At 66.6% G+C, this 16,255-nt stretch carries 11 protein-coding genes; 6 read left to right on the top strand and 5 right to left on the bottom strand.

Translation table 11 applies throughout. The features are described 5' to 3' along the window. Positions 1–9: 9 nt before the first annotated feature. Together AB0M74_RS00630 and AB0M74_RS00625 are read left to right on the top strand one after the other, a co-directional pair. Positions 10–324 carry a hypothetical protein gene (locus AB0M74_RS00630; protein ID WP_364900077.1) on the top strand — a complete coding sequence of 105 codons (315 nt, stop codon included), beginning with the start codon at positions 10–12 and terminating at the stop codon, positions 322–324. Between the two features lie 323 nt (positions 325–647). Next, positions 648–1,175, top strand: coding sequence for a hypothetical protein (locus AB0M74_RS00625; RefSeq protein ID WP_364900075.1), 528 nt, complete (start codon positions 648–650; stop codon positions 1,173–1,175). Positions 1,176–1,233: 58 nt separating this feature from the next. Here AB0M74_RS00625 and AB0M74_RS00620 read toward each other — a convergent pair whose 3' ends face one another. Further along, on the bottom strand, positions 1,234–1,920 hold the full coding sequence (locus AB0M74_RS00620; protein ID WP_364900073.1) for a TetR/AcrR family transcriptional regulator: 687 nt from the start codon (positions 1,918–1,920) through the stop codon (positions 1,234–1,236). 35 nt (positions 1,921–1,955) lie between these two features. Here AB0M74_RS00620 and AB0M74_RS00615 point away from each other — a divergent pair, with 35 nt between their 5' ends. Further along, positions 1,956–3,326: an FAD-dependent monooxygenase gene (locus AB0M74_RS00615; protein ID WP_364900071.1), complete on the top strand. Its 1,371-nt coding sequence runs from the start codon at positions 1,956–1,958 to the stop codon at positions 3,324–3,326. Here the strand turns inward: AB0M74_RS00615 and AB0M74_RS00610 are convergent. Beyond that, positions 3,315–3,737 carry a hypothetical protein gene (locus tag AB0M74_RS00610; RefSeq protein ID WP_364900069.1) on the bottom strand — a complete coding sequence of 141 codons (423 nt, stop codon included), beginning with the start codon at positions 3,735–3,737 and terminating at the stop codon, positions 3,315–3,317. The two genes, AB0M74_RS00615 and AB0M74_RS00610, sit on opposite strands and share 12 nt — an antisense overlap. 814 nt (positions 3,738–4,551) lie before the next feature. Between AB0M74_RS00610 and AB0M74_RS00605 the strand changes: the two genes are divergently transcribed. Beyond that, positions 4,552–6,015, top strand: a complete 1,464-nt coding sequence (locus AB0M74_RS00605) for an amidase (protein ID WP_364900067.1) — start codon at positions 4,552–4,554, stop codon at positions 6,013–6,015. Positions 6,016–6,900: 885 nt separating this feature from the next. Here AB0M74_RS00605 and AB0M74_RS00600 read toward each other — a convergent pair. After that, positions 6,901–8,133, bottom strand: a complete 1,233-nt coding sequence (locus tag AB0M74_RS00600) for a site-specific integrase (RefSeq protein WP_364900065.1) — start codon at positions 8,131–8,133, stop codon at positions 6,901–6,903. 405 nt (positions 8,134–8,538) lie between these two features. Here AB0M74_RS00600 and AB0M74_RS00595 point away from each other — a divergent pair, with 405 nt between their 5' ends. Continuing rightward, complete coding sequence (locus AB0M74_RS00595; protein WP_364900063.1) at positions 8,539–9,483, top strand: hypothetical protein; 945 nt, start codon at positions 8,539–8,541, stop codon at positions 9,481–9,483. Between the two features lie 201 nt (positions 9,484–9,684). Then, positions 9,685–11,079 (top strand): hypothetical protein, encoded by a 1,395-nt coding sequence (locus tag AB0M74_RS00590; protein ID WP_364900060.1) that lies wholly within the window; start codon positions 9,685–9,687, stop codon positions 11,077–11,079. 460 nt (positions 11,080–11,539) lie between these two features. Here AB0M74_RS00590 and rox read toward each other — a convergent pair whose 3' ends face one another. Further along, positions 11,540–12,967, bottom strand: coding sequence for a rifampin monooxygenase (rox, locus tag AB0M74_RS00585; protein ID WP_364901891.1), 1,428 nt, complete (start codon positions 12,965–12,967; stop codon positions 11,540–11,542). 837 nt (positions 12,968–13,804) lie between these two features. Beyond that, complete coding sequence (locus tag AB0M74_RS00580; RefSeq protein ID WP_364900058.1) at positions 13,805–16,192, bottom strand: excinuclease ABC subunit UvrA; 2,388 nt, start codon at positions 16,190–16,192, stop codon at positions 13,805–13,807. Between the last annotated feature and the right edge of the window lie 63 nt (positions 16,193–16,255).

Below are 16,255 nucleotides of genomic sequence, written 5' to 3'. Positions count from 1 at the left end.
GAGGTTCTGATGTACGTATTGATGGCTATGGTGTTTGTGCTCGCGGGCGCTGTGCTGGTGGGGTTCTATCCCGTCGCGGGCGGCGCGGCTTTCTTCGTTGCGGTCGTGTTGGTGGGGGTCAGTGGTATCCGTTTCCTCCGTCAGCGCAAACGTGCCGCGTCGTGGACGGCCGCGGGCCGGGCTCGGGCGGCTCAGGCCGGCGGTGGCGCTGCACTCGGCAGTTACATCAACGGTGGCGGTTGCGGTGGAGGTGGGGACGGCGGCTGCAGCGGCGGGGGTGGTTGCGGTGGGGGTGGTTGCGGTGGGGGTGGCGGAGGCGAGTGAGATACCGCCGCCGGCAACACTGTTGAGGTAGACGGCGGCGATTCACGACGAGCCCTATCGGCGCGAGGGAAATCCCACTCCAGCCTCACAGACGGCCGCCACGACCCGGCACGAACCACGGCATCGACGAACACTACAGACCTCCGATTTCGCCAAATGTCACGCGGCGGAGCGTTCCGTCGGTGTGGTGGCGAGTTGTCCGACGGCTTTGGTGGATCGAAGGTTGGCGGGTTTGTAGTGAGTGGCCGGGTTTCTTTGCGATGCAGGACAGTTGGATCGGCTGGTAAGCGAAAGCTCTGATCGAGGCAGTGGAGAAGATGTAGATGCCCGACCTGAATTTCTATGCGCACTTCGCCACGCGTGGCGAAGTGCTGGGCGCAGGGATCGGCACCCAACCTGCCGAGTGGGAAGCGACGCTGGGATCCGACTACCTGGACGACAGGTCGCGGGCCCTCATGCGCCGGGACTACGGACTTGTGGAGCTTTCGTTCCAGGAGGACGAGGGCACGTGGCCATGCTTCGGCATCAGTCTGCAGGTGCAGCGTCTCAGGTGGGGTGCGACATCTGCCGTGCCAGCGCCTCTGCTGAACGCGTATGGCGAGTTCGCGCCGCGGGCGCGTTTCGGCGAGTTGGCCGAGGTCATCACTGGCTTGGGCCATTCCATCGAATCGGACAACGACGCGAGCACCACGGACATCGAGCGGTACAAGGTGTCCGAGGCCGGCGCGAGGATCTTCGTGATCGCCGATGTTGATCCATACGGACACGGCGATCTAGATCCGGACGATCCTGCCGAACGCCAGGTGGGGGATGTGTGGGCGATAAGCCTGTCTCCCGCTTGCTGGAAGTGAAGCACCGGCTACGTCCATGGTTCCTTTTCGGGCGGGACCGGCCTCGGTGCATTCGTGGTCACTGTGTCGCCTGCTGAGCGTCCGCGATCCCGGTGAGGATGCGGCGCAAGCCGCACGAGAACTGTTCGGCCGCGCTCAGGTCGGCGGATTTGGTCATGCGCGCAACCCGGGGATATGCGCCGCTCTCGATGACCTTGCGCATGTAGGGGGCGACGGCGGCGCGCCACTGGTCCTCGGTCTGACCGGTGCGCCGCTGGGTCTCTTTCTCGGCGAGCTCGCGCATGACCGCGCCGCGCACGTAGTCCCTGATCAGCCCGACGGCCGAGCCCGCGTCGGCGATGTCGGAGGTCAACGGGGCGGCTGCGGTGAGGGCGTGCTCGAGGCCGCGCAGCCAGTTGGGGCCCAGCGATGGTCGGCTGGCCAGCAGCGGGGCGAGCCAGGTATGCCGTAGCCACAGCTCGCGCTCGTGGTGGGCGTAGGTCTCGAGGTCGGCGCGCCAGTCTCCCGTCAGCGGCACGTGGTTGTCCTGTACCGCGTCGGCCATGAGGTCGAGCAGGTCGTCGCGGCTGTCCACGTAGCGGTAGAGCGAGGTCGTGCCGGTCGACAGCTCGGCGGCGACGCGGCGCATCGACAGCGCGTCTAGCCCCTCGGCGTCGGCGATGGCGATGGACGCGTGCACGATGCGCTCCACGCTCAGGGCCTGTCTTTTCGACCGGTACGGCTCACGCTCCCAGATAAGCGACATGGACAGGAGTCTACCGAAGTGGATACAGTGTGCCCATGAACGGGCACACTGTATCCACAGATGTTTTGATCGCCGGCGGCGGATCCGTCGGGCTGATGCTCGCGGTGCTGTTGCGCCACCACGGCGTCGAGCCCCTCGTCGTCGAGAAGAAGCCCGAGCTCTCGCCCCACCCCAGGGCCACCGGCATCGGATCGCGGTCGGTGGAGATCCTGCGCGAGGTCGGCCTGGATCACGCGGTCAACGAGGCCGCGGTCGACTTGCGGGCGGGGAAGATCAGAGGACGCACGCTCGCCGAGGCCGACTTCACCGAAAGCGCGGAGTGGACGAAAAGCGCGGCCGAACTCGCCTACACACCGGCCCGGATCCGCGGCACCTGCGCACAGAACCGTCTCGATCGCGTGCTGATCACCAAGGCTGGCGACGTGGAGTTCGGCGTGGCGCTCGGCTCCTGCGAACAGGATTCCAGCGGTGTCACGGCGACCCTGTCCGACGGGCGTGTCGTGCGGGCGCGCTATCTGGTGGCGGCCGACGGTGTGCGCAGCCGGGTTCGGCAGATCCTCGGTATCGGCCTCACCGGCCCTGGTGCGATCGGTCGGGAAACGACGAGCATCCTGTTCGACGCGCAGTTGCGTCCCCGCAAGCCGTTCGCAATGTGCACTATCGAGCATCCGGACGCGACCGGCCTGTTGGTGACCGTCGACGGCGAACGCGAGTGGGTGTTCCTCACCACCCTCGACACGGAGCCGACTGCCGAGATCATCGGCATCGCGCTCGGCGACCCATCGATCGAGGTGGAGATCCGCAGTGTGCTGAGGTTCCGGGGGTGCGGCCAGGTGGCCGATCGGCTCTCCGTCGGGCGAGTCTTCCTGGTGGGCGACGCGGCGCACGCCATCCCCCCGCTGGGCGCGTTCGGGTTGAACACCGGCATCGCCGACGCACACAATCTGGCGTGGAAGCTCGCGCACGTACTGCGCGGCGAAGCCGGACCCGAGCTGCTGGAGACTTATCACGCCGAGCGCCATCCGGTGGCCCTCATGACGATGGAGCAGGCGCGCCTGCGGTTCAACGATCCGTCCCTGCACTGGGGGAAGGACATGGCGCAGGCGCGCAGGGCAGCCGGGGCGATCAACGCGCCAGTGGTCCACATGGGCTACCGGTACGGCGGCGCGGAGCTCCCCTCCACCGAGGACGTAGCCCTCGCCCTCGACGGGTCGCCGGGATCACGCCTGCCGCACATGTGGGTGACCGACGGGGTGTCCACGCTGGATCTCGTCGGATCGCAGTGGTGCGTACTCACGGCCGATCCCGGCGTGGAGGCCGACGTTCCGGTGCACGTCGTGGACGGCTGGCCCTACGGGACAGTGCTGGTCCGGCCTGACGGTTTCGTGAGCCGTTCATACCGCTAGGTTGCCCTGCCTCGTCGCAGCGCGCGCGGTTCGAACCAGCCGCGGCAGTATCTCGAAGATCAACGCTGCCGACCCCGCCCGAAGTTTCCAGAGCATGCACATGGCCCTCGAAGAACGCTTCGAGCTCACCGGAGCGTGCGCCCGATGCACAGCCTTGCCTGGGAACGACAACCGCAGCGAAATCAAATACACCGTCACCAACTCTCCGCGCAACCGCACTCCGACCTCGCCGAAATCGACCTCGCCTTCCGCAGCGGGGCGACGGGTCTGCCGGATGAATGCCTCCGCCGGGCCGCGCCCCGCCTCGATGCGGCTCTCACGGCGCCGCATGGCCACACAGTCACGCACCCGCCGATACGACACATCGGTCATGGCGTGCTCATCGACGAGTTGGTCGAAGATCCGTTTCATCGTGTGCCGTTGTGTACGCGGAGCATCGAGATCCTGACGCAGCATCGCGTCGATCGCCGGCTTGTAGGGATCCCGATTCGACCCTCGCCGCGGATACGGCTTACGCACAGCGGGAGCGGCGACGACAACGCCGCAGCGACCGTGTGCCTCCCGACAGCGTGCTTGCGTTCGCTCTCCCGATTACTCAGCCCCGCAAGCGAATCCGCAGTTATCGCCGAAGACAACTCGAGCTTCGAGCGCTTCCCCGGTGGCACGCACAGCTCGCTCTCCCGCCCGCGAGCACCAAACCCGCGACCCGCCGCGGCAGCCCCCACCCACCCGGAGTTCTGCAGTGACCAGCGTGGAACAACGCATCGCTACCCTTGCACCAGCTGCGGCACTCGCGGTTGTCCCCATGGTGCAGAGCAGGGCGCATCCGCGCCGGTGTTGATGGAAGCTGTCCGGGCATACGTCGGTGCGCAGCCTCTCGCCAAGTGCGCGGGTGTCCGATGGAGGTCTCCTGAACATCCAGGCCCTCACCGACCCCGCCAGGCATCGCCATGGCCATGTGGTCGGTCGAACGGTTAAGTCGGAGCAGAACATGATCAATAGGGAGATATCCATCCCGTTGTGCGAAGCGGCATTTTATGTCCTGTCGTGTTCTATGCCCATGGACCTGGCCCGCTGCCGACGCTGTGACCTCGGGCGGGCACTCTTCGACGGCCGAACGAGTGCGTGACTTTGCCAATCAAGGTGGCCTGTTTCGACTCTTCGGGTGGATGTGGGCGACTCAGGTGGGGCCGAGCGCCTGCGGCAGACCGCTAGATTCGGATTCATGGACTGGAGCTTTCTGTCGGCCGAGAAGCTTTCGGCCGCCTTGCGTGCCGGTGAAGTGACCTCGGTGGAACTGACCGACGAGGCGATCGCCCGTATCGAGCGCGACGACAAGGTGATCAACGCGATCTGTGTGCCGGACTTCGACCGTGCGCGGGCCGCCGCGCGCCGCGCCGACCAGGCGCTCGCCCGGGACGAGGGCGGGCCGCTACTCGGTATTCCGGTGACGGTCAAAGAGTCCTACAACATCGCCGGGTTGCCCACAACCTGGGGCATGCCGCAGCACGGGAACTATGTGCCAGCGGAGGACGCGGTACAGGTGTCGCGGCTGAAGGCTGCGGGCGCGGTGGTGCTCGGTAAGACCAATGTGCCGTTGGTGCTGCGAGATATCCAGAGCTTCAACGAGATCTACGGCACCACCAACAACCCGTGGGATCACAGCCGCACGTCGGGTGGGTCGTCCGGCGGTTCGGCGGCGGCCCTGGCGGCTGGATTCGGTGCGCTGTCCATCGGTTCCGACCTCGCCGGTTCGCTGCGCACCCCCGCGCATTTCTGCGGTGTCTACGCGCACAAGCCGACGCTCGGGCTGGCGCCGACCCGCGGCATGGTCGCGCCGCCCGCGCCGGCCTTGCCGATCGACCTCGACCTCGCCGTCGTTGGTCCGATGGCGCGCACCGCCCGCGACCTCGCGCTGCTGCTCGACGTGATGGCCGGACCGGACCCGCTGACCCACGGCGTCGCCTCCGACCTCGCACTACCGCCCGCGCGCCATCAGCGGCTGTCGGACTTCCGTGTCCTGATCGTCGAGGACCATCCGCTCATTCCGACCGGATCGGCGGTGCGGGCGGGCGTGAACCGGGTCGCCGAGGCGCTCATCGACGAGGGCGCCCGCGTCGAACGGCGCAGTCGGCTGCTGCCCGATCCGACCGAAGCGGCGACGATCTACATGATGCTGATGCTGTCGCACGCCGCCGCAGGCATTTCCGTCGACGTGTACGAACAGCTGCAGACCCGCGCCGCCGCCCTGAGCGCGGACGATCGGAGTCTCGATGCGGCGCGGCTGCGCGGCATGGTGCTCAGTCACCGCGACTGGGTCGAGGCGAACAACGGTCGCGAACTCCACCGTCACGGCTGGCGGCGGCTCTTCGCCGAGTTCGATGCCGTGGTGTGTCCCATCACGCCCACTCCTGCCTTCCCCCACGACCACAACGGAGGTCTGGAGAACCGTCTCATCGACATCGACGGCATCGAGTACCCGTACTTCGACCAGCTCGTCTGGGCCGGTATGGCCACTATGCCCGGCCTGCCTGCCACCGCCATACCCGCGGGCCGGTCCCCCGAGGGGCTGCCGGTGGGAGTGCAGCTCATCGGTCCCATGTTCGAGGACCGCACCCCGCTGCGGTTGGCTGAACTGCTCGAGCAGAAGATCGGCGGCTTCCAAGTACCGAATCAGGGGTACCGGTAAGGATCGGGTCACCAGCCGCCACCCGGCCGCACTCCAGGGCTACGTCACACACTCTGGTAGCACCTTCGGCGAGTGGTCGCTGGTAGTTCTGAGGGGTGCGGCCCGGGGCTGTCCGGACGACGACACCGATTCGACCGGAATGCTGAGCCGTCTCGGCTACTGCTGCGCTGGTCGGACTTCGCCTTGCCTTGCGGTACTTTCCGTGTCGGCCTTCGCCGATGAGCCATGTCACCGGCATGCCTGACGTGATGCATTGTTCGTCGCCGTCGTATTGCCAGAGGGAGAACCATATGTCGCCGAAGTGGCTGGCGATGAGTCCGTCGTAGCTGCGGGACAGCCACCATCGGACCACGCCGTCGAGGCTCGGATCGGGATCCTTCGTCGCCTTGACCTGCCCGTACGGTATCGAGCCGCCCGGCCCCTGCCATCCGTCATCGGTGGGGAGCAACGGCTGGTCCCTGCCCTCAGGGTCGGCGGGCCAGATCTTTCCGGCGCGAGCCGGGACGTCGTCGTGGATGCACTGGGCGAGTTCGCACGCTACACCGCCGGGGTTGTGGCTTGCCGGGGGGTACAGCCAACCACGATGTTCAAGGCCGGGATGGTGAATTCGATCCACTATCCCGGTGGGGAAGGTTGTCGGCGGAGGTCCTCGGGGATCGTTTCGTCGATGTGTACCTCGAAGCCGAGAGCGGTCTCGATGTCGGTCGCCGGCAGGTCGGTGCTGATGTTGATACCGAGTATGTCGGCGGTGATGGGGCCGGGGATCTCGTGTGCCCAGGCTGAGTTGCGGGAGGTCAGGGTGCTGATGCCCTAGGCCCGACGCTTGCGGGCGAGAATGTGCGGTGCGGCCGGCGCTTGCCGGGAAGCAGTGGCGATTGTGCGTTGTCACAAGCCCAGTTTGGTGACGGCGTTGTCTTCCAACGGGTTTGCGGTACGGATGTAGCCGTGCACGGTGCGGGGGTTGGTCCAGCGGCCTTGGCGCATGATTTCGCGGTCGCTCGCGCCGCCGAGTGCGGCTTGCGTCGCGAAGCCTGCGCGCAGTGAGTGGCCGGAGAAGAGTGCGGGGTCGAGGCCGGCGCGGGCGGCGTAGCGCTTGACGAGTTCGGCGATGGCGCGCCCGGACATGGGGCGGGCGGCGATGCCGCCGTGTCGGGTGATGGTGGGGAACAGGGGTTGGTCGGCGAGGGTGGTGCCTCGAAAACCGTGGCAGCGGTGGATGTCCGGTCGTGTCGGTGGGGTGTCGGCGAGCCAGGATTGCAGTGCGTCGGCGGCGTGGGCTTCGAGTAGGTGAATCCAGTCGGCGAAGGCACAGACAGGGCAGGTGTGCGGGTGTTGGCCACGGGGCAGCGCGACGCGGTGTTCGCTGATGCCGGTCGGGTCGGTTTTAGTGGTCGGCAGTTGGACCAGCAGGAGTGGTTCGCCGGTGCGGTGGTCGAGGTGTACGCGAATGTCGGTGATGCGCAGGGCGGCCAGTTCGCTGCGCCGCAATGCACCAGCGAATCCGACGAGCAGCGCGAGGGTGTCGCGGCGGCGAGCGGGTTCGGTCGGCCAGCCCGGCTCGGGTAGACCTGCCAGCAACTGTTCGAGGGTGTGCAGCAGAACGGGGCGTTTGCGCGTGGGTTGGGTACGACGGGTGCGGCGAATACCTCGCAGGGTCAGTCGAACCACGTCGGAGCGGGTGGGGGAGGGTAGTCCGTTGGCAGCGTGGACAGCAGCGATGGCGGCAGCCTTGCGTTCGAGGGTAGCTGCACTGAAAGCCCAGTGCTGAGACTCGGATTCGCTGTCACTGTGACGCAATGTGGTTGGGTCGGTGTGACGCCGTGCGTCGGCGGCGGCGGCCAAATACACCGCGACATCCAAGGCGTCGGCGGGCAGAGCTTGCCTATTCTCTACCGCACACCAGGCGGCCCAGGCGATCCAGTCGGTGCGGTAGGCGCGCAGGGTATTCGCGGATTGCGATGCCTCGAGGTATCGGCGTAGCGATCCCGCTTGGTTGTCGTCGAAGCGTTCGCGCACCAATCGGAGTGCGGCAGCGTCGATCAGGACGCTGCGGACTCCTTTGCGCAGTTCGGTCTGGACCGAGTCCGGTACCGCGACAACGGCGTTTCGATCGTCCACGAATCAGCTCCCTAGTTTTCTCTTGATTCCGTAACAGTTTCGTTTCGTGTGCTGCAACCAAACGAAAACGGAACTCTTACATCGACAATCGTTAAGTCTAGCGGAGTCTGACCGCCGATAAGGTTCACTTATCGGCGGTCAGAATCTCGTGTCACCAAATGAGACATGTTGGCGCGACGGATATTTCGTTTCGTTTCAATACGTTGGATCGGACGAAATAAACGCTACGATTCTGTGGTGTCTACCGTATGCAACTATCCCGGCTGCCCCCGACCCATCACTCGCGGCGGCGGTCCCGGCCGACCATCGGAATACTGTGACCATCCGGAGCACACGCGATGGCGAGCCTGGCGCGAACGTCAACGGCAACAGCAGGAGTCGGAAGCCGCAACCACTTCCGTCACTGTGACGCCGCAGGGTCCGGTGACAGTCGCCCGCTTACGCGCCGACGAGCTGCTCACCCAGTTCCGTGGACTGGCCGAGCAATTGGGCACCACTCTGAACACCGCCGTTGCCGAACTGTCCACGCTGTCGGACCCCTCCATCGCGGAAGCGCAGGTCCAGGCCGTTCAGGCTGATGCAGCCCGACGAATCGCCGAGGCCGAGATGGCCGGTGTCGCCGCCGAGCAGGCCCGACGCGACGCTGAGGAAGCCAGGGCGATTGCCGACGCCGCAGCGGAAGATGCCGCTGCGGCGGCAGAGCGCGCGGAAAGTCTGGTCGTCGTCGCGAATACGACCCGCGACGACGCACTGCGCGAGGTCGAACGCACGACCAGACAAGCCGCCGATGATGTGTTCGCAGCCCGCAGCGCCGCCGAAGCCGAAATCCGTACTGTACGCCGCGAAGCAGCCGAGGAAATCGAGCGGATCCGGCAGGAGGCCGCCGAACAGGTGCAGCAGGCACAGCGGCGCGCCGACACCGAAATCGGGCACGCCCAACGCGAATCGGCGGCTCGGGTGGCATCCGCGCAATCCGAACGCGACCTCGCCGTCCAGCGGGCCGCAGACGCCGAACGCGCGACCGAACGAGCGGAGAAAGCCGCGGTGGAACGGGTCGAGGCAGCCAACGAAGCGCGTGAGGAATGGCGCCGGGTCCGTACGGAACTCGAGGCAACGCGCACCGAGCTGGCGCAGGCGCGCCACACAGCTATCGCGGAGCTCGCTGCGGTGCGCACGGAAGCGGCGACAGCCATCGACAAGGCACGCGCCGAGGCGGCCCACCGCATCGAAGCATTAGACGAAGCCCGCACCCAAACTCTGACCCGCGCCCAACGTGCCGAAGCCCAACTCGACGAGCTGCTCGCCCAGACGCGGCGCATGGGCGCGGCGAACACACCCGTAGCGGAGTAGCTGGGGGTTGAGACTGGTGTTAGGACTCGTATTCGAGTGATCAATTCCCTGGGTGATCAAGGTGTTCGATGGTCCCGGGGGGCGTAGGTCTTCCAGGTGCCTCCGGCGGCTGACCAGATTCGGGTGATGTGTTCGGCACTGAATCCGAAATGCTGCCCACCACTGGGAATCGACGGTATGGCAGGTAGAAACACTGCGGTGATGCGTTTGCGAACGACGACGGCCGCCGACTCCGGGCACGCCGAATTCACGGTGATCGTGCGAGAGCCGGTGCCCGATACCGCCATGGTGCGGGCCATCCTGGATCTGCTGCGCGACACGGTTCTCGGTGGCCAGTGGATCGAACCGCGGCAGGTGGTTCGCATCGGCGGTCGGCTGTTGCGGGTCATCGCGCGCGATGATGGCACGCTCGGGCTCGAGGAGGAGATCACGCCCGAGGTGTGGTCGGAACAGGTCGACGAGACCGTCACCGATCTGCATTATCAGCAGACCGTGTGCGCCAGACTCGAACTGGAGATGTCCGACGGCGGTGCCGCCGGACCGGATCTAGTGCCACTGCGTCCGTGTGCGCGTACCGCGGGCAAACTCGGGTTCCGCCGGAATGTGGGCACCCCAGAACCGGGCATGTCGGGCTGGTTCCTCATCTGCCTGGACGAGCACGACCATGAGCCCGCGGGCTTCTCGACGCTCGGACAGGTGCTGGCGGAGTTGCCGTACCTGCGGCAGTTCCTGGCGCTGCCGCCGGACACCACCGTGATCATGGAACCGCCGGTCACACTGGCGGGCAGCGTCCTCGCCACTGTGTCGCGTCACGGTGCGGACATCACGCACGGCGGCATCTGGTTCGGGCCGCGACGGGCACCGCTATCCATGACGCGGGCGCGGTACGGGCTCGGGAGTTTTGGAGATGGGCTGACCCGCACAATGATCGGTGAGCAGCTGGGCCTGCCCGATGTGGTCGCCCGGGTCGCTCTGACCTCGGCGGCGGAATCCGGGGCGTGGTGGGTGGCGTGGGTGCTCGACGACATCCAGGACGCCATCGCCGACGGCACCCGATTCACCGCCGGGCAGACTGTGCGGTCCGGCTGGCGCACGCTGCGGCTGGTCGAGCGGCCCGATGGGCGGCTGGGCCTCGAGGAACGCGTCACCGGCGACCGTTGGGTAGAACAGGTCGACCGTACGCTGCGCGAGTCGTGGACACAGCGGCAGGTGGTCGGTGGACTGGGCTTGGAGGCCAGCATTGACTTTCCCGCTGACACCCAGTTGGCCGCCGTCGCCGACTGCGTAGATGAGACGGTGTCCGCGCTGACGCTCTCGCGCGATTCGCTCGGCGACTCGATGCACTCGGGTTGGACGGTGACCTGCGCACGTTCGCATGCGCACGGCGTTCGACGGACCCGCACCCTGTGGGAACTGGCCGAGTCACTGCCCTTCGTCACCGCGTTCCTGGCCCTGCCCGCACCGATATCGGTGCGCATCGACACCTCACGCGGCACCGACACGACCGCCATCCGCGCGCAAGTCCTGTGGTGGGACAGGGAACTTCTGCCCGAACCTGGTTCCTACACCGCCGAACTCCTGGGTACCGAGGCCTGATCGGGAGCGTAACGGGGGTGTGGGACTGGTAAGGGCTCGTATTCGACAAGGACGACCGCGAGCTTGCTTATCGAGGTCATGTTCTGAATCCCTGTCTGCTGCAAAATCTCGTTGTGAACTCCCTTGTAACACCTTCCCGTGCCTTGGGGAACCGTCGTGCACCGACGGTCGCCGTCGCCGACCAGGTCGTGGAACTTCGGTTCCTCCGAGACCGCTTGCAACAGAAGGGTATTGATTGCACCATCGCGATTGCGGCAAGTGCAACGTCAGCATCGACACCTCAGTGGGCTCGCGGTCGGCGCCGGTGAGCTGAGAACCCTTGCCTTAGAAGACAACTCCATCGGCGGAGTTCCAGTTCTGCACGACCTGTAAGTCGCTGTTGATCTCGCGCCGCCGGAATTTCGGCGAGGATGCTGACGAACCACTTCGCAGAGATGTCCCTCGACCCCTAGCTGTTCGCTCAGCTAACGGCAGCCCCGAACCACTTGGGCAGCCGGCTGAGTAGATCCTGCTGGTCTGCACCGACCCACACCACGTGGCCGTCTGGTCGTAGCAGCGCCGCGGGCACGTCGAGTTCTTCGCTGACGTCGACGACGTGGTCGACTCGATCTGCCCAGCCCGCCACCGAGAGCCGGCCCGTCTGGTCGAGCAGCAGGCCGCGGCCGCCGCGCATCAGCTCGTAGAGACGACCCCGCTTCAACCTGATGTCGCGTAGCCGCCGGCCGAGCAGTTCATGCCCAGCACCGAAGTCGTAGCGGACCCCGACCGCGGTGATCTTCTCGGTCAGGTACCGGTTCACCTCCTCGAAGTCCATCAGTTCCGACAGCAGCCGGCGTACTGCCTGGGGACCTGGCTCGGTGGACATCAGCTCGGACTGCACGCGGGTGTTGTTCAGTACGTCGGCGGCTATCGGGTGCCGTTCGGTGTGGTAGCTGTCCAGCAGACCCTCCGGTGCCCAGCCGTTCACCTCGGCGGCCAGTTTCCAGCCCAGATTGAACGCGTCCTGGACGCCGAGGTTGAGGCCTTGCCCGCCCAGTGGTGGGTGGATGTGCGCCGCGTCGCCGGCCAGCAGCACCCGGCCGACCCGGTAGCGCTCGGCCAGCCGGGTGGCGTCGCCGAAGCGGGACAGCCAACGCGGTGAGTGCACGCCGAAGTCGGTACCCGCGAACACCCGCAGCTGCTGCTTGAACTCCTCGAGGGTCGGCGCGACCGACCGGTCCTCGGCCACCCCCGCGGCGGGCACGACCACGCGGTACAATCCGTCGCCGGACGGCCCGGCCCCGAACCCCTTGTGGGTCTTGCGGACCTCGGCCACCACGGAGGCCAGCGTCTCCGGCGGCGCGGCCACCTCCATCTCGCCCAGCAGGTATTCGACTCGGGTGTGCTCGCCAGGAAAGTCGACGCCGAGCAGCTTGCGCACCGTGCTGCGGCCGCCGTCGCAGCCTACGAGGTAGCGCGCGCGCAGCTGTTTGCCGTCGGCCGCCTCGACGGTCACCCCGCGATCGTCCTGGCTCAGCCCGACCAACTCGCAGCCGCGCCGGATCTCGACGCCGAGTTCGATGGCGTGTTCGGCCAGCAGGCGCTCGGTGACGGGCTGCGGGATGCCGAGGACATACGGATGTGTGGTGTCCAGCCGGTCGGGCCGCGGCTTTGTGATGCCGGCGAAGAAGCCGCCGAGCGGATACTGCTGGCCGTGCGCGAGAAACCGCTCCAGCAGACCGCGCTGGTCCATCACCTCGACGCTGCGCACATGCAGGCCGAGCGACCGGACCTGCCTGGTCGGCTCCGACTCCTTCTCCAGCACGAGCGTGTGCACGCCGTGTAGCCGCAACTCGCTGGCCAGCATCAAACCGGTCGGTCCGCCGCCGGCAACGATCACATCGATCATGAAAACCCCCATTCGACAAGGTTGCATTTCGGCCACCTGCTGCGCGCAGTCCGGCGGCGCGCGCCCGCACTTCCGTACAGAGCGCCCGATCCGCACCGTGAGTCTCAGCGGCGGATCGGCATCCCGCGAGACCCGCTCATCGAAAAACACACGTACTTCACGAATCCCGATTTCCGCAGGTTCTGGCTTCGACCGGAGATTCTGCAGCACGACCCGGGTATTGCCGCAAGGCCCCTGGTGCGTTATATGTTGATAGTGGCAGGGAGTGAGTAATCTCCTTGCCTTCGGTTTTGTGGTCCACCGTGGGCGGACATGCTCCTTTCCGAATCGGTGACGCGCCGTGTGGCGATGCTGCCGCGAGCTGAACACACTTGGGGCTCGAGCATTCTCGGCGGCATCGTCCATCCCAGGCCGCCGTGCCCGAACGAACTTCCGCCCCCACTCCGGGCCCTCCAACGGGTGATCGGTGCAGATCGGACACCGACCGACCGCGGATCAGAAGCAGCGTGTCCTCACCGGTGACCGCGGTGTCGGGGAGGGCAAGTCCTGACGCACGCCCGGTCACGCTAGACGAATTCGGTTGCCGCCGAAGCTACTTTGCGCTTCCTGACAGCTTCAGGATTTCCGAGGCCATCGTGGTGCGATCACGTCCGGGTGAATGTTGTCCACGAAGAACAACCGCCCCAGCTTCGGCCGGGTCCGGCGGGTGTTGAGATCTCTCAGCCGCTGCCGGGCCGAAGCCGATATCGGCTCTGTACGAATTCTGCTGACGAGGCGGGCCCGACACCGGCCCCGAGCGACGCGCGGTGGCCGGTGGCTCTACCGTGTGTTCCTCGGTCAACTGCCGACGTAGGCCGCGAGGTGCTCGCCGGTGCGGGTGGAACGGGCGGCGACGAGGTCGGCAGGCGTGCCTTCGAAGACGATCCGGCCGCCGTCGTGGCCTGCGCCGGGGCCGAGGTCGATGATCCAGTCGGCGTGCGCCATGACCGCCTGATGGTGCTCGACGACGATGACCGACTTGCCGGAGTCGACGAGGCGGTCGAGCAAGCCGAGCAACTGCTCGACGTCGGCGAGGTGGAGGCCGGCGGTCGGCTCATCGAGGACGTAGACGCCGCCCTTCTCGGCCATGTGGGTGGCCAGTTTGAGCCGCTGCCGTTCGCCGCCGGACAGCGTGGTGAGCGGCTGGCCGAGGCTGAGGTAGCCGAGCCCGACGTCGGCGAGGCGGCCGAGGATGGCGTGCGCGGCCGGTATGTGTGCTTCGCCTGCGCCGAAGAACTCTTCGGCCTCGGTCACCGACATCGCCAGCACCTCGCTGATGTCGCGGCCGCCGAGGTGGTATTCCAGGACCGACGCCTGATACCGCTTCCCCTCGCACTCCTCGCAGGTGGTGGCGACCCCTGCCATGATCGCCAGGTCGGTGTAGATCACCCCGACGCCGTTGCAGTTGGGGCAGGCGCCCTCGGAGTTGGCGCTGAACAGCGCCGGCTTCACGCCGTTGGTCTTCGCGAACGCCTTGCGGATCGGGTCGAGCAGTCCGGTGTATGTCGCCGGGTTGCTGCGCCGCGAGCCGCGGATCGCGCCCTGGTCGACCGACACCACCTCCGTGCCGCGGGGGATCGATCCGTGCACCAGTGAGCTCTTGCCGGAGCCGGCGACGCCGGTGACGACGCAGAGCACCCCGAGCGGGATATCGACGTCGACGTCCTGGAGGTTGTGTGTTGTCGCGCCGCGGATCTCCAGAGTGCCGGTGGGCTTGCGCACATCCTCCTTGACGGCGGCGCGGTCGTCGAAATGGCGGCCGGTGATGGTGCCGCTGGCCCGCAGCCCCTCGACGGTGCCCTCGAAGCAGACGGTGCCGCCCCCCGTACCGGCACCGGGGCCGAGGTCGACGACGTGGTCGGCGATGACGATGGTCTCCGGTTTGTGCTCCACAACGAGCACTGTGTTGCCCTTGTCCCGCAGTTGCCGCAGCAGGTCGTTCATCCGCTGGATGTCGTGCGGATGCAGTCCGATAGTGGGCTCGTCGAAGACGTAGGTGACGTCGGTGAGCGCCGACCCGAGATGGCGGATCATCTTGACGCGCTGCGCCTCACCGCCCGACAGCGTGCCCGACGGCCTTTCGAGCGACAGGTATCCCAGTCCGATCTCCACGAACGAGTCGAGGGTGTGCCCCAGCGCAGCGAGCAACGGCGCCACCGACGGCTCGTCGAGGCCGCGGACCCATTCGGCGAGGTCGCTGATCTGCATCGCGCAAGCGTCGGCGATGTTGATCCCGCTGATCCGCGAGGAGCGGGCCAGCTCGCTGAGCCGAGTGCCATCGCATTCCGGACAGGTGGTGAAGGTGACCGCCCGGTCCACGAACGCCCGGATGTGCGGCTGCAGCGCATCGGGGTCCTTGGCCAGGAACGACTTCTGCACCTTCGGGATCAGCCCTTCGTAGGTGAGGTTGACACCGTCGACCTTCACCTTGGTCGGCTCTTTGTAGAGGAAGTCGTTGAGCTCCTTCTTGGTGTATTTGCGGATCGGCTTGTTGGGGTCGACGAAGCCCGACTCGGCGTAGACCCGCACCGTCCAGAAACTGTCCGACTTCCAGCCCGGGATGGTGAACGCGCCGTCGGCGAGCGACTTGGAGTCGTCGTAGAGCTGAGTGAGATCTATATCGGAGACTGCGCCCCGGCCTTCGCAGCGCGGGCACATGCCGCCGGTGATGCTGAAGCTGCGACGCTCCTTCACGGTCCGTCCGGCGCGCTCGATCGCGACCGCACCCGCTCCGCTGATCGAGGCGACGTTGAAGGAGAACGCCTGGGGCGAGCCGATGTGCGGCTGCCCGAGTCGGCTGAAGAGGATGCGCAGCATCGCGCTGGCGTCGGTGGCGGTACCGACTGTGGAGCGTGGGTCGGCACCCATCCGCTGCTGGTCGACGGTGATCACGGTGGTCAGCCCTTCGAGCACGTCGACCTCGGGCCGCGCCTGGGTCGGCATGAAGCCCTGTACGAAGGTGCTGTAGGTCTCGTTGATCAGCCGCTGCGACTCTGCGGCGATGGTGCTGAACACCAGCGAGCTCTTGCCCGAGCCGGAAACGCCGGTGAACACCGTCAGCCTGCGCTTGGGGATCTCGATGCTGACGTCCTGGAGATTGTTCACGCGGGCGCCGTGCACACGGATCAGATCGTGGCTATCGGCAGCGTGCGGCGATGTCGTTTTCGTCCTCGTGGCCGTGGTCATCGTGTCTCCATCTGTTGCGCGGGCCGTGTTGGCGGTGTCCGTCGTCGTGGCCTCGCTCGATCT

The organism is Nocardia sp. NPDC051463 (assembly GCF_040681975.1).
Classification (GTDB): domain Bacteria; phylum Actinomycetota; class Actinomycetes; order Mycobacteriales; family Mycobacteriaceae; genus Nocardia.
The sequence above is the reverse complement of the archived record's forward strand: the minus strand, read 5'-3'. Positions and strand labels throughout refer to the sequence as shown.